Raw genomic sequence first — 21,610 nt, 5'->3', positions numbered from 1 at the left:
TTTAAATAATTAATAAAATGAAAAAATCAATTTTAGCAATCGCAATTTTAGTGTCTCTTTTCACTAACAGCCTCATGGCTCAAAACAAAAGAATTCCAGCATCAGCAGGAAGAGCGGAATATATTGAAGTAGAAAAAGGAGTAAAACTCCATGTAACCGACTTGGGAGAAGGCCAGCCCATCGTGTTAATTCATGGATGGCCTTTAAGTGATGCCATGTACGAGTATCAATACCAATATTTAAGTCGTAAAGGATTTAGGGTCATAGGAATTACGTTAAGAGGCTTTGGAAAATCAGATAAACCTTATGGACGTTATGATTTTGATGTGTTCTCAGATGACATTAAAGTGGTTTTAGAGACACTCAACATTCAAAATGCTGTACTGGGTGGATTTTCAATGGGTGGTGCTGTGGTAATTCATTATGTCACAAAATATGATTCAGCTCATGTGAGTAAATTGGCTCTTTTTGGTGCAGCCGCACCTTCTTGGAAACAAAGAGAAGAATCAGCATACGGCATTACAGAAGCAGATGCGAACGGTTTACTTATACAAACTATGACGGCCAGAGAGGATTTTATAGATGGGCTCGGCAGTGCATTTGTAGGTAAAGAAGGTAATATTTCAAAGCCTGTAGAAAAATGGCTGGAAAACATCAATTTAGAAGCTTCCCCTTATGCGGTTACGGAATCGATGCGCTCTTTATTAGAACTTGATTTACGTCCATCACTTTCAAAAATCAAAATTCCTACCGCCATATTTCAAGGGACTCAAGACAAGTTATGTCCATACCCATTAGCGGAAGAGCTTAATAAAGGGATTAAAGATTCATATATTGTGAAGTTCGAGAACAGTGGTCATGCATTATATGTTGAAGAAGCAGGTAAATTCAATACAGAGCTTGAAAAATTTGCCAAAAAGTAATAATTATTTCCATATAAGGGGCTGCCTAAAAACAGCCTCTTACTTATAAATAAACAATATTAAAATATGAAATATATAGCACTTTTAACAATTACTATTTTTTCCCTATCATCATCGATTGCCCAGGAAAACAACTCAAAAGAAGAGGCGAAATATATAAAATCTGAAGAATTTTTAGCACTCAATCTTCCATTTTCGCAAGCTGTTATTTACGACGATATCATTTATGTGTCAGGTCAAATTGGAAATAAAAACTCACAACTTGTGGAAGGGGGCATTCTTGCAGAATCCCAGCAAGCTCTGTTAAACATTAAAAATATATTGGAACAAAATGGTTCATGTATGGACAAAGTTATCAAATGCACGTGCATGTTAGCCGATATGAATGAGTGGCCTAGTTTTAACAGTGAATACATAAAATTCTTTCCAAACAACAAACCGGCAAGGAGTGCTTTCGGCACAAACGGATTGGCATTGGGTGCCAAAGTGGAAATTGAGTGTATGGCCTACATCAAAAAATAGACTTTTATAACTACATAAAAAATAAAAAAATGAACAATATAAACAACATAGGGCTTGATAAAAACAAAGCGAAACATTTAGCCGAAAAATTAAATGAACTTTTGGCAAACTATTCAATCTTTTACCAAAACACACGCGGCTATCATTGGAACATAAAAGGCGAGAAATTCTTCGAACTTCATTTGAAATTTGAAGAGTTATACAATGAATTGCTATTGAAAATAGATGCTATTGCAGAGCGAATTTTAACTTTAGGACATACGCCAAAACATAACTACGCAGACTATCGACTTACTTCAAAAATAAATGAAAGCACACAAGTAAGTGATGGTATAAGCGCGGTTGGAGATATTTTAGTTTCTTTTCAAACAACCATAGTACTTCAGCGAGAACTACTTATTTTAGCTGGAGATGCTAATGATGAAGGAACAAGCGCTTTAATGAGTGATTATATTAGAGAACAAGAAAAATTAGTTTGGATGTATTCTTCCTTTCTGAATAGATAAATCGGAATAAATCTAACTGGCAACAATTTATATGAAAGTTAAACAAACTACTTATTATTCTCCTGAAAAATTAGCCTTCCGCTTTTCTAAAAAAGCGGAAGTACCTTCAGCAAAATCATCTGTATCAAAACTCTTACCAAATGCTTCAATTTCCACTTCAAAACCATTAACGCCATCTTCAAAACAAGCATTAATAGCTTTTATAGCTGCACTTATAGCAACTGATGAGTTTTTTGAAATCCTGTCAGCAATTTTTTCGCAAAAAGGTAGTAATTCTTCTTGGGTTGTAACATGGTTTACCAATCCGTAAATAAGTGCTTGGTTGGCATCAATCATCCCTGCCGTCATAATCAATTCCATAGCTCGTCCTTTACCAACTAATAGAGGTAAACGTTGTGTACCACCATAACCCGGAATCAACCCAAGAGATACTTCTGGCAAACCCATTTTAGCGTTATCGCTCGCCACTCTAAAATGGCAAGCCATGGCTAATTCCAGCCCCCCACCAAGCGCAAATCCATTTACAGCCGCAATTACTGGTGTAGAAAGGTTTTCTATATAATCAAACAATAACCCTTGCCCTTTTGCTGCTAATTTTTTGCCTTCTTTTTTAGTGAAATCTGCAAATTCACTAATATCAGCACCAGCTACAAATGCTTTTTCACCGCTTCCAGTAATAATAATAACTTTGGTTTTTTTATCACCATCAGCCCTATTTAGGGCATCATGAAGCTCTTTAATGGTTTCTATATTTAAAGCATTGAGTTTATTTGGTCTATGAATGGTAATTGTGGTAATGTAATTCGCTCTTTCAGATAAAATGGATGTATATTTCATGTCTTTATTTTAAACCTTAACTATGCCCATATCACCTAAATCCAACGGAATGGTTTTGCCACCTTCTTTAATAGATTTATAAATAGCCTCTACAATCATGATATCTCGTTTACCCATTTCACCAGGTGCAAAATTAGGGCTTCCTGTTAACACATGCTTTGCAAAAGCATCCATTTGTATGGTTTGTTGATATTGTGGTTGATAGGGAAACTTGATTTCTTCTCCTCTAGAGGTACGACCAGATAATGGACCATAACTATGGGCAGGGTTCAATTCGGCCCAACCTCTACTAAAACTCTGGTAAAGACGATTAGCATTTGCATTATAGGAAGTAAACATATTTCCAACAACATTATTTGAAAATTTCATTTGGGCCGTGATAGATTCATCTACTTCTTTAAAAAAATCAGGTCTGGTGCTAAATTCTTGAGCTGAAATAGAAATTGGGTTGGCTCCTGCTCCATAAATACAACACTGTATGGCATAAACCCCCATATCCATTAAAGCACCGCCGCCTGCTAGCTTTTTATTTAAACGCCAGTTATCCCAAGTTCCCCATATAAAACCAGCATCAGAAGACACATATTTCAAATCACCAAATGTTTTCTCTTTGGCATAACGTTTAATCTCCTTAGTATAAGGATCTGTTTGCATGCGGTATCCAACCCCTAATTTTACACCATTTTCTTTACATGCATTTATTATGGCATCACATTCCACAACACTAACAGCCATTGGTTTTTCAGTAATCACATGTTTGCCTGCTCTTGCAGCTCTAATGCAAAATTCTGCATGCATACTGTTTGGCAGAACTACATAAACAATATCAATAGCATCATTTTTGGCAATGGAATCAAAATTCTCGTAGTTATAAACATTCGCTTTAGGTATCTTATATTTATCCATCCATTCTTTTTCTTTTGAAGGGGTACCCGTTACAATACCTGCTAAATAACAATGCTCTGTATTTAGCAAAGCAGGAGCTAATTGTCCACCACTGTAACCTCCTAATCCAACAAGCGCAATACCTAATTTTTTGTCTTGCTTTCCTAAATTAAGTCCATAGCTTAAAGGCATGTTTGCTAATAAAGCTGTACCTACTAATCCTCGTGTTAGTTTAGCACTAAATGCTCTTCTAGTGATTTTTTCCATTTTTATATCTTTTATGGTTTAGTTAGTGATTTTAAATTTACAATTATTTTTATGTAAGTAAATAAAAATTAAAAAAAATGACTGATCTAAATTCTTAAATAAGATAGATTTACAATATTATATTTTAGGAATGGTTACGATAAAAGTGGTTCCTTTATCTTTTTCGGTTTCAAAAGATATGGTGCCGTTATAGGTTTCTACAATATTTTTAACCATGGCTAAACCAAGACCCATACCGCTTGTTTTGGTCGTAAATTTAGGCTCAAATATTTTTTCTTTATTGTCTTCTGAAATACCCAGACCGTTATCTGAAACCGTTATGATAACATAATCTCCTTCGGCACTTACATTGACAATAATTCTTGGCCTTCTGTCTTCTGAAATAGCTTGAATCGCATTTTTTACCAAGTTTGTAACGACTCTTATAAGTTGCGTTCTATCAAATTTAGCAATGATTTCTACTTTATTTGAAGTGAAAAAAATGTAATCTTCATTAAAAATATCTAAAGCTAGTTTTACAATATTCACCACATTTAAAGTTTCATTTTGCTGTGCCGGCATTTTAGCGAAGTTTGAAAATGCCGAAGCAATGGAACTCATGGTATCTATTTGCTGAATTAACGTTTTGGTATACTCATCAACTTTTAAATGAATGCTCGGGTCTTCAGGATCAAACTTACGTTGGAAATTTTGCACCGTTAAACGCATGGGTGTCAACGGATTTTTAATTTCATGAGCTACTTGTTTTGCCATTTCTCTCCATGCCTGCTCACGCTCACTGGTGGCTAGTTTTACAGCACTTTCTTCAAGCTCATCAATCATACTGTTGTATGAAGTCACTAAAGTTGAAATTTCAGAACTGGTTTCTTCAACCACAATCCGTTCATTACGTTTTTCCAATCGAATGGTATTTATTTTATCGCTTATCGTCTTTAAAGATTTTGTAATATATTTTGATAGCAAAAAAGCAATACCAATGGCCATAATTAAGATAAACAAATAAGCGTAACCTAAACGGGTTAGAAACTTATTTAGTTCTGTCTTAAGAACATCATCGTTCTCCAAATACGGCAAGTTAATAATGGCAATGGGTTTAAATTTGGAATCTGTTATATAAGAATAAGAGGATTGAAATGTTTGTCCGTTCTCTACATGCTTGTCTACAAAACTATGAGTCGCTGTATTGAATATAGCATTTAAAATTTCAGCATCTATACATTTATCTTTGATATCGTGCTTTAAATTCGCTTTGGAAGTAATTAAAAGAGAGCCTTCTAAATCATACAGATTAATTTGTAGTTTATGAATATCTGCAATGTTAGTTAACTCTTCATTAAATATGTATGGAATGTTTTCTGTGGTAACTTCCCAAGTATTTTGTTTTCCGTTTAAAACACGACTAATATGCGTTTTAATATTTTCTTCTTTCTGTTCTAAGCGACTTATATGATAAACTTCACGCTCTTCTTTGTATTGATTAATCCCTACCAATGCAATAAGCACAGATGACAATAATACCAAAAGTATCATGACAATAAAAATACGCGTTCGTAAGGACAATCTTCTTAATTTCATCTGAATCAATAATGCATAAATATAGCAATAATCAAACCAAACATATGAAGCATAGATTTAAAATTGAAATTCGAAATTATTGTTTTTGAAATTTGCTGTTTAATTTTTAGGCATCCGGATTTTTAGCTCGAATGTTTTTGTAAAGTTTAAACCCTAACATGATAAGTATTCCTAAAACAACTATCCCAATAACACCAAAAACCCAATTAAGAGCACTTTTTAATATCACTAAAAATACGACCGCAAACAGAATAAAAGTAGCACCTTCATTCCAAATACGCATAAAACTTGATGTTTTTTTTACTACATCATTTTGAAGTTGGTTAAAATACTGATGCGTTTTTAAATGATATAAAATAAGCAATACAACAAACCCCAATTTTACATGCATCCAACCTTGTTCTAACCAATAAGGTTGTAAAATAAGTAACCAAATAGCAAATATGGTAGCTAAAATTGCCGATGGCCATGTAATAATGTACCACAAGCGTTTACTCATAAGTTTAAGCTGTTTTCCTAAAATTTCTTTATCGGGCGATGGCTTATAAAATGATTCTATTTGATAGACAAATAAACGAGGTATGTAAAATAATCCCGCAAACCATGTGATTACAAAAATAAGATGAAGTGATTTTATGTAATTATAGTATTCCATTGTTTCAAGAAATTGAATCTGAAACCTGAAGGTCAGGCTTTAAGGTCTTAACTATTTCTCTATTCAAAAAATAGGCTGTTACCAAGGTTGAAACCACATCTGAAATTGGAAACGATATCCAAACCCCTAATTCGCCATAAAACTTTGGAAGAATTAAAATAAGTGGAATGAAGAAAAACCCTTGCCTTGTCAGTGTTAAAAGTAAGGCAGGAATCGCTTTACCAACAGCCTGAAAATAGGCGGCTCCAATTAATTGAATGGCTATAATGGGTGTTGCCGCAAATACCCATCGCATAGCACTTGGTGTCTGATGAAGAACGTCCACATCTGTCGTAAACATTCTCGTTATAGCATCTGGGAAAAGCATTAAAACAAGAAACACTATAGTCGCTAATATGGAGGCGTATTTTATAGCTGTGTTGATAGATTCTCTTACCCTTGCATAGTTTTGAGCTCCATAATTAAAGCCCGCGATAGGTAAAAATCCTTGAGTAACTCCTAAAACAGGAAACATGGCAAACATAAGCATGCGTCCAACAATTGCATAAGCTGTTACTGAAATTTCACCTCCTAAGTGATACAAAATATTATTCATAAATAAGTACGTAATACTCACCACAGCCTGTCTAGCCAGCGTTACAAAGCCCAACGAACTTATTTCTTTTACAATACCTAAATTTAATCCGAAATGAGAAAAACCGATTTTTAGTTCAGAATTTTTCGACCTGAAATACCAAAAAATATAAATAAAACAAAGCACATAAGAAATACTGGTTGCCCAAGCAGCACCTTCCATACCATAATCTAGAAGATTTATAAAAATATAGTCTAAAAGTAAATTACCAACAGACGGAATCATCATGGCATACATAGCAAACTTAGGTTTACCTTCAGCTCTAATAACCGTATTACCCATCATGCACAACGCCAAAAATGGCACGCCATAAAGAACTATTTTATAGTAAATTTTAGCGGGTTCAAAAATAGCTCCTTTACCTCCAAACGATGTAATGATTGAATCTGCAAACCATAGCCCTAAAACACCCATGGTTACAGTTAATAATAAAGTTAGCGTAATTTGGTTTCCAAATGTTTTTAACGCTTTATTCTTGTTTTCCGAGCCTAATGCTCTTGATATAACGGACGATCCTCCAATGCCAATGGCCATACCTAAAGCCGCAATAAAAAAAGAAACGGGCAATACCACATTAATAGCCGCAATAGCTATAGAACCTATCCAATTACCCACAAAAATGGTATCCACCAAAATGTTTAAAGACATTACCAGAATGCCTATTGACGCAGGAAGCGCTTGTTTAATAAGTAATTTACTTATAGGCTGTGTACCCAAATCTTGAGCCGTTACTTTTGCCATTATACAGTTTACATTTTAGATACTGTCCAATCAGTAATCCATTTAGAAAGCAAAGTTACCCATTCTATGTCATCATTTAAGCAAGGAACGGTTGAAAATTGTTTTCCTCCCATTTCATGAAAAATTTCTTCACCTTCCATGGCTATTTCTTCTAAGGTTTCAAGACAATCGCTCACAAATGCCGGTGTTACAATGGCCATATTTTTAATCCCATTTTTAGCTAAACGCTCAATAGTTCTATCTGTATATGGTTGTAACCATGGATCGAAACCTAATCTGGATTGGAAAGAGGTTGAATAACTTTCTTCAGTAAGTTGAAGTTTTTCAGCAACTAGTCGTGTCACTTCTAAACACTGATGTCTATAGCAAAATTCATGTGCTTTACTAGGTGTTACACAACAACTGCCATTTATTTTACAATGTGATTTAGTGACATCGCTTTTTCTAATATGGCGTTCTGGAACTCCATGATACGAAAATAATATATGTTCATAATTTTTACCCTGCAAATGCCTTTTTATAGAGCTGGAAAGCACTTCAATATAATCTGGTTTGTTGTAAAACGCTGGTACAGATTCTATTTTTAAATTTGGAAAGTGTTCTTTTCTTATCTCTTCAGCTAAAACCAAAATAGTTTCGGTAGTTGCCATAGCAAATTGCGGATATAGTGGAAATAATAATACCTCGTCAACACCTTTATCTACCAATTCTTGAAGACCTTTCTTAATCGTCATACTTCCATAACGCATGGCTAATGCGACAGGAATTTCAACTTCCTTTTTTATTTTGTTCTGAAGTCTTTCTGAAAGCACAATTAATGGTGATCCTTCTTTCCACCATATTTTTTTATAGGCAGCTGCCGACGCTTTTGGTCGGGTTTTTAAAATGATACCTTTAACAAGTAGTGTTCTAGCCCAAAGTGGCACATCAATAACCCGCTCGTCCATTAAAAATTCCCCTAAATATTTTTTTACATCTTTAGGTTCTGGACTATCTGGAGACCCAAGATTTACAAGAAGTACGCCTTTTTTCATTTGCAATTTTATAAGTATCTAACAATACTAAATTAATCCTTTGTTATTTTCTAATTTTTGTTGGCAATATAATGTGGTCTTTTCATCATCAATATCCAAATCTTGAAAAATGCCACAGGAAATAGTGGGTCGTATTAAAGATTTAGTAATCATATTTTTAGATAACGCTTCTATTTCTGGAGTTAAAAATGTCATTTGTTTATTTGTTTTAAGATTGTAATTCTTTTTAGCTTAATTTAAAGACATAAGATATTTTTTAGGTGTGGTGCCATATTTCTTTTTAAATGCTGCAATAAAATGACTTGCCGTACTGTAACCAACTTTAAGCCCCACTTCGTTAACATTATTTTCCCCAGATTCTAATAATTTCCTGGCGACTTCCATTTTATAATCAAATAAAAAACTAAAAACGGAATCGCCATAAATTTGTTTAAAGCCTTCTTTTAACTTTTTTAGGTTTAAACCAATCTCATCTGCAAGCTCTTGCAAACTTGGTGGTTCTGACATACGTGATATTATAATTTCTTTAGCTTTTCTTATTTTAATCACATTGGTTTCGTCTACTAAAAACGGACATTGTTCAATATTAGCATCTTCACTTCTATTAAAATATAAACTTAAAAGTTCATAAGCCTTTCCTTTAAAATACAGGCTTTTAATAGATTTATTGAGGTTATAACTTATAACCTGATTTAAAACAATGGCCATAGATGGTGATATTACCCCATCTTTATAATATTTTTTGTCTTTGTTATCTTCACTTAAAAATGAAATATAATCGGCTTCTTGAGAAAACAACCCATGAAATTTCTTTATGGATATAAGAATAGTGACCATCCAAGAATTTGGATGTATTTCCAGATTAATTGGTAGCTCTCTTTGCGGATTATATAATAGCAATGAATTTTCTTCTAGAATATTTAAAGCATACCTTCCTTCATTAAATATAAATTTAGCAGATCCCTTAATACAAAAATGAAATTGAATAAAATCATTATGTACCTCTTTAACAATACTTTGAAAAGCACTTTTGTCATTTTTATAGGTAAAAACAAAAAAACCAACATCGACTTTTGTTTCTTCAAAAGTACTTTGAGCGACATTTTCTATTTGATTTTTATCACTAATCACAACCATTTATTTAGATTCGTTATAAATTACATTGCTTAAAGCTATTTAAATATATGCTAAAATATGATAATTATCATATTTTAGCATAAAAAGCGATTAAAAAACCAGAAACGATACTAAAAGTTCTTTGAGCGTTATTTTTTATCTTCCCATCAGCATACATTTGTTCTCGCAATTTTCAGGGAGAGCATGCAAAAATACAACATATCTAGAAGTAATTACTTTTATGCCATTGGTTTGAGCTATAAAAAAGCCGATGCTGACATAAGAGGCCGCTTTAGTTTGAATGAAGATTCAAAAAAAGCACTGCTTGATCAAGCTAAAGCTGAAAACATTGAAAGTTTAATAGTGACTTCCACTTGTAATAGAACCGAGATTTATGGGTTTGCACAACACCCCTATCAACTTATAAAATTGCTTTGCGATAATACCAATGGTACGGTTGAAGAATTTCAAGGAGTAGCATATATTTATAAAAACAAAGAAGCTATATCTCATATGTTTCGAGTTGGCTCTGGATTAGATAGTCAGATTTTAGGTGATTTTGAAATTATTAGCCAATTAAAACTAAGTGCGAAACTCTCAAGAAAAAACGAATTATTAAATCCCTTTATTGAACGCCTTGTTAATGCTGTCATTCAGGCAAGTAAACGCATTAAAAACGAAACCGAATTATCGTCTGGCGCAACATCCGTGTCATTTGCTTCGGTTCAATATATTTTCAACACAGTTGAAGATATTAAAAATAAAAATATTTTACTTTTTGGCACTGGAAAAATAGGAAGAAACACTTGTGAAAACTTAATAAAGCACACTAAAAACGAACATATTACTTTAATAAATAGAACAAAAAACAAAGCCGAACAAATTGCTGGAAAGTTCAATTTAATAGTTAAAGATTATGCTAATTTACAAGAAGAAATCAATAGCTCAGATATATTAATTGTAGCAACTGGCGCCCAACACCCAACTATAGATAAACAGGTTATACAAACAAAAAGACCACTTTTAATTTTAGATTTGTCCATCCCTAAAAATGTGGACGAAAATGTTGAAGATTTAGGGAATGTTAAGCTCGTTCATTTAGACCATCTTTCTCAAATTACCGATGAAACCTTAGAAAGAAGAAAAACCCATATTCCTTTGGCTGAAGCCATTATTGAAGAGGTAAATATTGAGTTTAATGATTGGTTAGAAACTAGAAAGTTTGCCCCAACCATAAAAGCTTTAAAACATAAATTACTTGATTTTGCTTCTTCTGAGTTAGATACCCAACGCAAAAAACTTTCAGATTTTAATGAAGTGCAGGCTGAACTGATTAGCAATAATATCATTCAAAAAATCACTAATCATTTTGCATCTCATTTAAAAAACGATAATATGTCTACGGAAGAAAGCTTAGAGCTTATTAAAAAAGTATTTCAGCTAGAAGAAACCCCAACAAATGTTTAAAACTTTTACATTTGTTACTTTATTCTTATGATTAGATTTTAACTCCAAAGAACAAAGTAAAAAAACTTAAAGTTTTAAGATAAAATGAAAAACAACAAAACCTTTATAAATCTATATCGTTTTATAGATGTCTTTATTTTATTCTTCTTAATCTTTGATTTTGGTTTCACTATTAATGATGATTATAAACCGTATAAACTAGTTGGCTTTTTTGCTATTGTAATTATATTAATAGCTTTTAACGTGATGAAAAGCTATCAATTTAAAGATAAAAGTTCTAAGAAATCTGTAAGATTGAATATTACTATTTTACTAATAACTTTAATTGCCGCTACTTCATTTATATTTTACAACAATGATTATTCCATAGTTCAGCATACTTTAAAAACTAAAGTTGTATTTGAGATTGGACTCTTCTTTTATTTACTTATAAGACTTTCATTTTTAATAAAATATATTTATAAAATTTACTTTAACCCTGCCATTTTGTTTATTGGTAGCTTTGGTATTTTTTCGCTTATTGGAGCTTTTTTTTTAATGCTTCCTCGAGTAACAACAAATGGCATTTCATTTATTGATGCCCTTTTTACATCCACAAGTGCTATTTGCGTAACAGGATTAGCCGTTTTAGATACTGCAAACGACTTCACTCAATTAGGACAAACCGTTATTATGGTTTTAATACAAATTGGTGGTTTAGGCATTTTAACCTTTACGTCCTTTTTTGCTTATTTTTTTAAAGAAAGCTCATCCTTCCGTGAAGGCATGTATGTAAAAGATTTTACTGCTTCTGAAAACCTGCAAGACGTTTTTAAGATGGCAGTAAAAATTGTTTTGTTTACTTTTGGTTTAGAAATTATTGGAGCCATTCTTATATATACCTCAATTGATGAGGTTACATCTGTTGAGAACAAACTATTTTTCTCTATTTTTCACTCCATTTCTGCATTTTGTAATGCCGGTTTCTCAACCTCATCAACAAGTTTTTACGATCCAGGCCTTCGCTTTGATTACTCGTTGCAATGGGTCATTATGGTGCTTATTATTTTTGGCGGCTTAGGCTATAACATAGTATTTAATATTGTAGCTTATTTTAAAAATTTCTTTGTTAACCTATTTCACAAAAAGAAAAAATTGCAATCGGTTAGGGTTATTACCCTAAACTCTAAATTAATCTTAGTGACCACAAGTATTCTGCTTGTTATTGGATTTGTGTTTTTCTACTTTGCTGAATCTAATTATTCGCTAAAAGAACACACCTCTACATTTGGAAGAATTACAGCTGCTATGTTTTCATCGGTAACACCAAGAACCGCAGGTTTTAACACCATAGATTATACACAAGTAGCTACACCTTCTTTACTTTTTGTCATTTTATTGATGTGGATTGGAGCATCTCCTGCATCAACTGGTGGTGGAATAAAGACAAGTACCTTTGCTATAGCTATTTTAAATATTTTTGCAACAGCCCGAGGAAGAAAAAGAATAGAGATTAACACTAGGGAGATTTCAAGTAGCACTGTAAACAGGGCGTTTGCCATTATCTGCATTTCGTTAATTGTTATTGGTATAGCCATTACTTTATTACTGTTTTTCGAACCTGAAAAAAACCTACTAGAAATAGCTTTTGAATGTTTCTCGGCATACAGTACCGTTGGCTTAAGTTTAAATGTAACACCTACATTGTGCTATTCTAGTAAAATTGTTATTATAATTGTTATGTTTTTAGGCAGAATTGGTATGCTTAACTTACTATTTGGTATGCTTGGTGAAGTAGAACAAAAATTTTATCAATATCCACAAGAAAATATTTTAATAAATTAAAATTCGATAATTATGAAAGTTATCATTTTTGGTCTCGGCAATTTTGGAATGTCATTAGCTTTAAGCCTTACAGAAACAGGCAATGAGGTTATTGGCGTTGATGTTAAAATGGACAAAGTTAATTTAATTAAAGATAAAATTTCCCATAGCATTTGTCTAGACTCAACAAACGAACAAGCATATCAAGCCCTTCCAATAAAACAAACAGATATAGCTGTTGTAGCCATTGGCGAAAACGAAGGCGCAGCCATAATAACAACAGCTATTATTAAAAAACTATCTAAGGCGAAGGTAATAAGCAGATCACTTTCTCCCATACACGATACTGTTTTACAAGCCATGGGCATTGATTTTATTGTTCATCCTGAACAAGAAGCTGCGGACAAATTAACCGATAAGCTTAATTTGAAAAATATTGTAGATAATTTTAAAATTGATAATCGTTATTCCATATCTGAAGTTAAAACCCCTGAGGCTTTTGTTGGCAAAACAATTATAGATTTAAATTTTAGAGGGACCTACAACTTAAATATTATTACCATTTTACGTAAAAAAGAAAAAACAAACTTAATTGGTGTTTCTACAACCCAATTAGAAGTTATTGGAATTCCTACGGGGGACACGGTTATTGAAATCGACGATGTTCTAGTGGTGTTTGGTTTAAACGAAAAAATTTCTGAAATTGGAAATATGAGCTAACAATCCAATCTAATAAAAAAAGAATAATACATCCATAAAAAATAGAGCTTTAATACATGTCTAAAATAATAAGAATTGGTACTCGCGATAGTGAATTAGCACTGTGGCAAGCCAAAATAGTTCAAAGTCAACTTGAAACCTTAGGTCATAAAACCCAGTTGGTTCCCGTAAAATCTACTGGCGATTTGGTTTTGGACAAACCTTTATATGAACTGGGAATCACAGGAATCTTTACTCGTACTTTAGACATTGCCATGCTAAATCATGATATTGATATTGCCGTACATTCTTTAAAAGATGTTCCAACGGTTTTACCACAAGGTATTGTTCAAGCAGCCGTTTTAAAACGTGGTAACGTCCATGACACGTTGATTTTTAAAGATAACGAAGAGTTTTTAAGTTCAAAGAAAGGTGTTGTTGCTACAGGAAGTTTGCGTAGACGTGCGCAATGGTTAAATAGGTTTCCAACCCATACGATTGTAGATTTACGAGGAAATGTAAACTCTCGTTTACAAAAGTTAGAAGACAATGATTGGAATGGTGCCATTTTCGCTGCCGCAGGCATTGGCAGAATTGGCTTAAGACCTGAAGACGCCATTAATTTAGAGTGGATGGTTCCTGCCCCTGCGCAAGGTGCCATTATGATTACAGCGTTACAAGATGATGAAGATACTAGAACGATTTGCAAAGAACTAAATCATGAAGAAACAGAGATTTGCACTACTATTGAACGTGAGTTTTTAAACAAATTAGAAGGTGGCTGCACAGCCCCTATTGGAGCTTTGGCTTATATTAAAAATGAAGAAGTCACTTTTAAGGGTGTTTTGTTAAGTACCGACGGTTCTAAAAGAATTGATGTTACCAGAGTTAAAAAATTAGGCGAACATCATGATATAGCTAATTTTTGTGCCGAATTTGTTATTGAACGTGGAGGCAAACGCTTAATGGATGTCATTAAAAATTCAAACAAAAAAACGACTGTCTATTCAACCAAAACGCTTACTGAAAGTCAGAAACTTTTATTTCATGAAAAAGTGGTTTTTGATAGTACCGACTTCATTAAAATAAGTTTAAACAGGATACATCCGCGATTTTTAAAAAATGAAATAAAAAACGTTGTTATAACCAGTAAAAATGCCGTAGAATCTTTAATAACAAATTATTCTGCCATCGAGTTACAATTTAAAAATATTTATTGTGTAGGCAGGAGAACGAAACAATTGGTTGAAAAAAAGATTGGTAAAGTTACCCATTCAGAAAATAGCGCAAAAAAATTAGCTCACTATTTAGTGGAATACATGGAAGGAAATGAAGTGACGTATTTTTGTAGTGATTTAAGATTGGATGATTTACCGACAATTTTAGAAGAAAACAATATAAAAGTAAATGAAGTAGAAGCCTATCAAACAAAGTTCGATGCTATAAAACTACCAGAATCTATTGAGGGTATTATGTTTTACAGTCCTTCAACAGTACAAAGTTATTTAGAAAAAAACAAAGCACATGGCATTGCTTTTTGTATTGGTGATACCACGGCAACCGAGGCAAAGAAACATTTTAAAGATGTTAGAGTTTCAAAAGTTCCAACCGTGGAAAGTGTTATTGAATTGGTTAATGAGCATTATATATAATAGTTGTTGGTTGTTAGTTTGAGGTTTTGAAGTAATCCATTCCAGAAACCAAAAACTAACAACCAACAACTAACAACAAAAAACATGATAAAAAACGATTTATTTTTAAGAGCGTTAAAAGGAGAAACTGTAGATAGACCCCCTGTGTGGATGATGCGTCAAGCAGGCCGTTATTTACCAGAATTTATAGCACTACGCGAGAAATACGATTTCTTCACACGTTGCCAAACTCCAGAAATTGCAAGTGAAATTACGGTACAACCAATCCGTCGTTATGGTATGGATGCCGCTATATTATTTAGTGATATTTTGGTGATTCCACAGGCCATGGATATTGAAGTACAAATGAAACCTAATTTTGGACCTTATTTGCCTAATCCAGTTCGCACATCTAAAGATGTTGACAATGTTATTGTTCCAGATGTAACCGTGGCATTAGACTATGTATACCAAGCCATAAAAGCTACCAAAGAATTGTTGAATGATGAAGTTCCTTTGATTGGTTTTGCGGGTTCACCCTGGACCATTTTATGTTATTGTGTGCAAGGTCAAGGCAGTAAAACCTTTGATAAAGCTAAAGAGTTTTGCTTTACAAATCCTGTCGCAGCTCATCTCTTACTTCAAAAAATTACAGATACAACAATTGCCTATTTAAAGGAAAAAGTGAAAGCAGGCGTTGATGCCGTTCAAGTATTTGATTCTTGGGGCGGTATGTTATCACCCGTCGATTATCAAGAATTTTCTTGGCAATATATCAATCAAATTATTGAAGCCTTAAAAGATGATGCTCCTGTTATTGCCTTTGGAAAAGGCTGTTGGTTTGCGCTTGGCGATATGTCAAAAAGCAATGCCTCTGCATTAGGTATCGATTGGACATGCTCTCCCAGAAATGCGCGGTATTTAACGGGCGGGAACATCACGCTGCAAGGTAATTTTGACCCAGCTCGTTTATTATCGCCTCCTTCTGAAATTAAAAAAATGGTGCATCAAATGATTAATGAGTTTGGTAAAGATAAATACATTGTAAATCTTGGTCATGGTATTTTGCCTAACATTCCCTTAGACCACGCCAAAGCATTTATTGATGCCGTGAAAGAATATAAAAGTTAAAACCAATACATGATACCTGAAAAAATCTTATCTCCATTTCAAAAATTTGTCAAGATAGAAAGCTTTAGCGGTATCTTATTAATGGCAGCGACCATTGTTGCTTTGGCTTGGGCTAATTCTCCTTTTTCTGAGAGCTATCAATCGCTTTGGCAATATAAAATAGGTTTCACGACCCAACATTTTGAGTTATATAAACCTTTAATTTTATGGGTTAATGATGGGTTGATGGCGATTTTCTTTTTTTTAATTGGACTAGAAATCAAAAGGGAATTTCTTATTGGCGAATTAAACTCTATTAAAAAAATAGCTTTTCCTCTGTTTGGTGCTTTAGGAGGTATGTTAGTGCCTGTAGGTATCTTTGTTATTTTAAATCAAAACCCCGAAACGTTCAAGGGCTGGGGCATTCCTATGGCTACCGATATTGCCTTCTCATTGGCTGTATTAAAACTCCTTGGCAATAAAGTTCCTTTAAGCTTAAAAGTTTTCTTAACGGCTTTCGCTATTGTTGATGATTTGGGGGCTGTTTTGGTTATTGCTTTGTTTTATAGTGGGAACATTAGCTTTGGGTTATTAATAACTGCCATTACGCTATTAGCTATTTTGTATCTTATATCTTATAAAGGATATTATTCTAAATTTATAATGATTTCTTTTGGAATTGTTATTTGGACCCTATTTTTAAAAGCCGGCATACATCCTACGCTTGCTGGTGTTTTATTGGCATTTTCTGTACCCATTAGTCAAAAAATCAAAACGCCTGAGTTTGTAGATAATTTAGTGGAAATTACAGAAAACATTAGAAAAGCTTCAATTTTAAAAAAACCCATTCTTTCAAAAGAACAAATTAACGAAATTGATAATTTGGAAGATTGGGCAAACAAGTACCAATCACCTCTTCAACACTTAGAACATAATCTTCATGATTGGGTTGCTTATTTCATCATACCTATTTTTGCATTGGCAAATGCCGGTGTTATTATTAATAGTGATATTCCGTTAGACTTTGCTTTAGTCATAAATATCATTATTTGTTTAATTATCGGGAAAAGCCTCGGTATTTCCAGTATTATATTTTTAGCTGAAAAAACAAAAATTATTGAAGTGCCCATAGATATTAGCCCAAGGCAAATTATAGGCGTGTCCTTTTTAGCTGGTATTGGATTTACTATGGCTATTTTTATTGCAAGTTTAGCTTTTATAGAGGATCCTATTTATTTAGACTCTGCAAAAATCGGCATTCTTATAGGCTCGTTAATATCGGCCATCATTGGTTATATTATTTTAAGTGTTACAACAACTAAAAAAATATAATGAAAGATACATTCTTTAAATACATCCATTCTCTACAAGATACCATTACTTCAACTTTAGAAAAAATAGATGGCAAAGCCACTTTTAAAGAAGATATATGGAAACGTCCAGAAGGCGGTGGTGGAAGAACCCGCGTGATTGAAAATGGCCATGTATTTGAAAAAGGTGGGGTTAACATTTCGGGGGTTCATGGAAAATTACCAAAATCCATGCAAACCTATTTTAATGTGGGTGATGTTGATTTTTTTGCTTGTGGAATCAGTTTAGTACTTCATCCAAAAAACCCCATGGTACCAACAGTCCATGCTAATTGGCGCTATTTTGAAATGTATGATGAAAATGGAGACATGATAGATAGCTGGTTTGGTGGTGGACAAGATTTAACACCTTACTATTTATTTGAAGAAGACGCCATTCATTTCCATCAAGTATGTAAAACGGCTTGTGACAAACATCATTCCGAATTTTATCCCGATTATAAAAAACGTTGCGACGAGTATTTTTATAATGCTCATAGACATGAAGGACGAGGCATTGGTGGCTTATTTTTCGATTATTGTAAAGCTACCAAAACTATGGGCATGGAAAACTGGTATAACTTTGTAACAGAGGTTGGCAATAGTTTTTTAGATGCTTATCTACCAATAGTTGAAAAACGAAAGGATTTGCCTTATACTGATGCGCAGCGTACTTGGCAAGAAATTCGACGGGGACGTTATGTGGAGTTTAATTTGGTTCATGATAAAGGTACCCTTTTCGGATTGAAAACCAACGGACGTATAGAAAGTATTTTAATGAGTTTACCGCCACACGTGCAATGGGTTTACGACCATCATCCAGAAAAAGGAAGCGACGAAGAAAAGCTTTTGAGCGTATTAAAAAATCCTAAAGATTGGGTGTAATGAATTGTTACTGCGGAAGTTTAAAATCATATAATAATTGCTGTGAAATAGCACATAAAAATTTAGCAGAGGTTGAAACTGCAGAACAATTAATGCGCTCAAGATATAGTGCATTTGTATTAGCTGATGGCGACTATTTAATGCAAAGCCACCATAGTTCAACACGACCAATTAAAGAAAAAAAAGAAATTGTTAAATGGTCTAAATCCGTTCGATGGTTAAAATTAGAAGTTTTAGAAACTTTTAAAGGAACCCAAAACGATACAGAAGGAACGGTAACATTTAACGCTTATTTTTATGAAAACGGAAAAGTAGAAATCATTCATGAAAAATCTGCTTTTGTAAAACAAAATAATCACTGGACTTACTTAGGATTAAGTAAATAAAAAATAAAACAATGTTCCCATTAAGAAGAAATAGAAGACTAAGAACAAACGAAGCTATTCGTTCTATGGTTCGCGAAACCCTCATCTCACCTAACGATTTTTTAGTGCCACTTTTTGTGGTGGAAGGCAAAAACGTTAAAGATGAAATTCCATCCATGCCCAATTACTTTCGTTATAGTTTAGATGTGTTAGAAAAAGAAGTTAAAGACCTTTGGCATTTAGGGCTTAAATCGGTTTTACTATTTGCTAAAGTACCAGACAGTTTAAAAGACAATAAAGGTACAGAGGCTATAAATCCTGATGGGCTCATGCAACGTGCGGTTAAAATAGTTAAAAATGCCTGTCCCGACATGTTAGTGATGACGGATGTAGCCTTAGACCCATACTCCGTTTACGGTCATGATGGTATTGTTGAAAACGGTATCATTCTTAACGACGCCTCCTCTGAAGTTTTGGCAAAAATGGCTTTAACACATGCACAAGCTGGTGCCGATTTTGTAGCACCAAGCGATATGAATGATGGTAGAATTATACAAATGCGTGAAGTTTTAGAAAATCATGGTTTTATTAATACCGGTATCATGAGTTATTCTGCAAAATATGCATCGGCATTTTACGGACCATTTCGTGACGCCTTAGATTCTGCTCCTGTTGACATGATTAACATTCCAAAAGATAAAAAAACCTATCAAATGGATTATGCCAATAGAATAGAAGCTATTAGAGAAACCAAAATGGATATTGATGAAGGTGCAGACATCGTGATGGTAAAACCAGGCTTATGCTATTTAGATATTGTTCGAGACATTAAAAATGCCGTTGATGTGCCTGTAGCTGTATATCAAGTTTCTGGTGAATATGCCATGGTAAAAGCAGCTGCCGAAAAAGGCTGGTTAGACCATGATGCCGTTATATTAGAACAGGTAACTGCCATAAAACGTGCTGGGGCAGATATTATTGCAAGTTATTTTGCTAAGGATATTGTGAAATTGATTTCGTAAATTAGCAATAAACATTTATAAATTCATGGGGTTATTAATATTTTACGGCTTAATTTCTATTTTCTTTTCTTTTCTATGTTCTATTTTGGAAGCTGTTTTTTTAAGTATTACCCCAACATTTCTAAAAATTAAAAAAAAAGAAGGCAAACTTTACGCCACTGAACTTGAAGCTTTAAGAAATGATGTAGACAGACCTCTAATTGCTATTCTAACACTTAACACCATTGCCCATACAGTGGGGGCTATTTTAGTAGGTAAACAGGCCGAAACCATATATGGGGATGGCGACAGTTATGGTGTTTTTATCGTTTCGGCTGTCATGACTTTCCTTATATTGACAGCCTCAGAAATCATTCCAAAAACAATTGGTGCCACTTACTGGAAACAACTGGCAAATTTCACTTCTAAAGCACTCAATATTCTAATTTTCCCCTTAAAATGGACGGGATTACTTTGGCTTATGCAACTTACCACAAAATTAATTGGAGGTAAAGGTCATGTTAGTGTTTTAAGTAGAGAAAGTTTTATGGTTATGACCGATATAGCACATGAAGAAGGCGTATTTCAAGATAACGAAATTAAAATAATCAAGAATTTACTAACGTTTAAAGAGGTGTTTGTAAAAGATATTATGACACCACGAACCGTTATGAAGGTAGAAAATGGAAATACAACCGTTGAAGATTTTTTCAATAAAAATTTAAACCTACGTTTTTCAAGAATTCCCATTTATTCAGACAATCCAGATAACATTGAGGGACTTGTTCTAAAAGATGATATCTTTAAAGAAATGGCTCTTGATAATGGCTTAAAAAAACTATCAGAATTAAAAAGAGATATTATCGTTGTGGATAGGAAATTACCCATCCCAAATCTTTTCGAAAAGTTAGTTGAATCACGCAATCATATGGCATTAGTGGTTGACGAATATGGAAGTGTCAGCGGATTGGTTACTATGGAAGATGTGATTGAAACACTTTTAGGTTTAGAAATTATGGATGAAAGCGACAGTGTATCAGATCTTCAACATTTAGCAAGAAGAAGCTGGGAATTACGTGCTAAAAAATTAGGAATTTACCATGAAGATAATTCTCAAAACTAATGGAAGAATGCATCATTAAAACACCTTTGGGTTATACTAAAATTATAGGTGATACAAATGGAGTTTCATCTGTAACCGTTCTTAATTCTGATGAAAAAATCACCGATATTATTCCGATACATCTTGAAGATTGTGCCTTTCAGTTGGAAGAATATTTTCAAGGCATCCGTAAAAATTTCGACCTTAAATTAAACCCTGAAGGCACCGAATTTCAAAAGAAAGTATGGGAACTGCTGGAACAAATTCCTTATGGAAAAACCGTTTCCTATTTAGACTTATCTAAACAAATTGGTGATATAAAAGCTATTCGCGCTGTTGCCAATGCCAATGCCAAAAACCCTTTATGGATTGTAGTTCCTTGCCACCGTGTTATTGGTAGTGACGGTAGCTTAACGGGTTATGCTGGTGGATTGCATCGCAAGCAATGGCTTTTAGAACATGAAAGTCCTTTTAAGCAACAATCTTTATTTTGACTTTCAATT

At 33.5% G+C, this 21,610-nt stretch carries 22 protein-coding genes; 14 read left to right on the top strand and 8 right to left on the bottom strand.

Features of this window, described 5'->3' with window-relative positions:
- Positions 1–17 precede the first annotated feature (17 nt).
- The 3 genes from DKT72_RS11185 to DKT72_RS11175 all read left to right on the top strand — a co-directional run bounded on the left by DKT72_RS11185 (position 18) and on the right by DKT72_RS11175 (position 1,951).
- Complete coding sequence (locus DKT72_RS11185; protein ID WP_111308826.1) at positions 18–923, top strand: alpha/beta fold hydrolase; 906 nt, start codon at positions 18–20, stop codon at positions 921–923.
- 66 nt (positions 924–989) lie between these two features.
- Positions 990–1,445: a RidA family protein gene (locus DKT72_RS11180; protein ID WP_111308825.1), complete on the top strand. Its 456-nt coding sequence runs from the start codon at positions 990–992 to the stop codon at positions 1,443–1,445.
- A 29-nt stretch (positions 1,446–1,474) separates the two neighbouring features.
- Entirely contained in the window at positions 1,475–1,951 is a 477-nt protein-coding gene (locus DKT72_RS11175) for a Dps family protein (RefSeq protein WP_111308824.1), read from the top strand.
- Between the two features lie 54 nt (positions 1,952–2,005).
- Here DKT72_RS11175 and DKT72_RS11170 read toward each other — a convergent pair whose 3' ends face one another.
- The 8 genes from DKT72_RS11170 to DKT72_RS11140 all read right to left on the bottom strand — a co-directional run bounded on the left by DKT72_RS11170 (position 2,006) and on the right by DKT72_RS11140 (position 9,716).
- Positions 2,006–2,788 carry an enoyl-CoA hydratase/isomerase family protein gene (locus tag DKT72_RS11170; protein ID WP_111308823.1) on the bottom strand — a complete coding sequence of 261 codons (783 nt, stop codon included), beginning with the start codon at positions 2,786–2,788 and terminating at the stop codon, positions 2,006–2,008.
- Between the two features lie 9 nt (positions 2,789–2,797).
- Complete coding sequence (locus DKT72_RS11165; RefSeq protein WP_111308822.1) at positions 2,798–3,940, bottom strand: Gfo/Idh/MocA family protein; 1,143 nt, start codon at positions 3,938–3,940, stop codon at positions 2,798–2,800.
- A gap of 117 nt (positions 3,941–4,057) precedes the next feature.
- Entirely contained in the window at positions 4,058–5,515 is a 1,458-nt protein-coding gene (locus tag DKT72_RS11160) for a sensor histidine kinase (protein WP_111308821.1), read from the bottom strand.
- 106 nt (positions 5,516–5,621) lie between these two features.
- Positions 5,622–6,170, bottom strand: coding sequence for a CopD family protein (locus tag DKT72_RS11155; protein WP_111308820.1), 549 nt, complete (start codon positions 6,168–6,170; stop codon positions 5,622–5,624).
- 4 nt (positions 6,171–6,174) lie between these two features.
- Positions 6,175–7,545 carry an MATE family efflux transporter gene (locus tag DKT72_RS11150; RefSeq protein ID WP_111308819.1) on the bottom strand — a complete coding sequence of 457 codons (1,371 nt, stop codon included), beginning with the start codon at positions 7,543–7,545 and terminating at the stop codon, positions 6,175–6,177.
- An 8-nt stretch (positions 7,546–7,553) separates the two neighbouring features.
- A complete protein-coding gene (hemH, locus tag DKT72_RS11145; RefSeq protein ID WP_111308818.1) occupies positions 7,554–8,579 on the bottom strand; it encodes a ferrochelatase in 1,026 nt (341 codons plus the stop codon).
- A 27-nt stretch (positions 8,580–8,606) separates the two neighbouring features.
- Positions 8,607–8,774 (bottom strand): hypothetical protein, encoded by a 168-nt coding sequence (locus DKT72_RS18375; protein WP_220628115.1) that lies wholly within the window; start codon positions 8,772–8,774, stop codon positions 8,607–8,609.
- A 36-nt stretch (positions 8,775–8,810) separates the two neighbouring features.
- A complete protein-coding gene (locus DKT72_RS11140) occupies positions 8,811–9,716 on the bottom strand; it encodes a helix-turn-helix transcriptional regulator (protein ID WP_111308817.1) in 906 nt (301 codons plus the stop codon).
- Positions 9,717–9,899: 183 nt separating this feature from the next.
- On the opposite strand from DKT72_RS11140, the gene hemA reads away from it, so the two are divergent.
- From hemA to DKT72_RS11085, 11 genes are all read left to right on the top strand, one after another.
- Entirely contained in the window at positions 9,900–11,162 is a 1,263-nt protein-coding gene (gene hemA, locus DKT72_RS11135; RefSeq protein WP_111308816.1) for a glutamyl-tRNA reductase, read from the top strand.
- A gap of 84 nt (positions 11,163–11,246) precedes the next feature.
- Positions 11,247–12,986: a TrkH family potassium uptake protein gene (locus DKT72_RS11130; protein ID WP_111308815.1), complete on the top strand. Its 1,740-nt coding sequence runs from the start codon at positions 11,247–11,249 to the stop codon at positions 12,984–12,986.
- Positions 12,987–12,998: 12 nt separating this feature from the next.
- Complete coding sequence (locus DKT72_RS11125) at positions 12,999–13,685, top strand: potassium channel family protein (protein ID WP_111308814.1); 687 nt, start codon at positions 12,999–13,001, stop codon at positions 13,683–13,685.
- Between the two features lie 56 nt (positions 13,686–13,741).
- On the top strand, positions 13,742–15,316 hold the full coding sequence (gene hemC, locus DKT72_RS11120) for a hydroxymethylbilane synthase (RefSeq protein ID WP_111308813.1): 1,575 nt from the start codon (positions 13,742–13,744) through the stop codon (positions 15,314–15,316).
- A gap of 84 nt (positions 15,317–15,400) precedes the next feature.
- The gene (gene hemE, locus DKT72_RS11115) at positions 15,401–16,426 is read left to right on the top strand and encodes a uroporphyrinogen decarboxylase (RefSeq protein ID WP_111308812.1); all 1,026 of its coding nucleotides are present in this window, start codon (positions 15,401–15,403) and stop codon (positions 16,424–16,426) included.
- Between the two features lie 9 nt (positions 16,427–16,435).
- A complete protein-coding gene (gene nhaA / locus DKT72_RS11110) occupies positions 16,436–17,737 on the top strand; it encodes a Na+/H+ antiporter NhaA (RefSeq protein ID WP_111308811.1) in 1,302 nt (433 codons plus the stop codon).
- Positions 17,737–18,639: an oxygen-dependent coproporphyrinogen oxidase gene (gene hemF, locus DKT72_RS11105; RefSeq protein WP_111308810.1), complete on the top strand. Its 903-nt coding sequence runs from the start codon at positions 17,737–17,739 to the stop codon at positions 18,637–18,639. The genes nhaA and hemF overlap by 1 nt, the downstream gene beginning before the upstream one ends.
- The gene (locus DKT72_RS11100; protein WP_111308809.1) at positions 18,639–19,025 is read left to right on the top strand and encodes a YchJ family protein; all 387 of its coding nucleotides are present in this window, start codon (positions 18,639–18,641) and stop codon (positions 19,023–19,025) included. Before hemF ends, DKT72_RS11100 begins: the two co-directional genes overlap by 1 nt.
- 11 nt (positions 19,026–19,036) lie before the next feature.
- Positions 19,037–20,026, top strand: a complete 990-nt coding sequence (hemB, locus tag DKT72_RS11095) for a porphobilinogen synthase (protein WP_111308808.1) — start codon at positions 19,037–19,039, stop codon at positions 20,024–20,026.
- A 25-nt stretch (positions 20,027–20,051) separates the two neighbouring features.
- A complete protein-coding gene (locus DKT72_RS11090; RefSeq protein WP_111308807.1) occupies positions 20,052–21,128 on the top strand; it encodes a CNNM domain-containing protein in 1,077 nt (358 codons plus the stop codon).
- A complete protein-coding gene (locus DKT72_RS11085; RefSeq protein WP_111308806.1) occupies positions 21,128–21,601 on the top strand; it encodes a methylated-DNA--[protein]-cysteine S-methyltransferase in 474 nt (157 codons plus the stop codon). The genes DKT72_RS11090 and DKT72_RS11085 overlap by 1 nt, the downstream gene beginning before the upstream one ends.
- Positions 21,602–21,610: the final 9 nt, after the last annotated feature.

Origin of the sequence: Confluentibacter sediminis (assembly GCF_003258355.1) — a bacterium.
Lineage (GTDB): Bacteria > Bacteroidota > Bacteroidia > Flavobacteriales > Flavobacteriaceae > Confluentibacter > Confluentibacter sediminis.
This window is presented reverse-complemented; position numbering and strand designations above follow the sequence as displayed.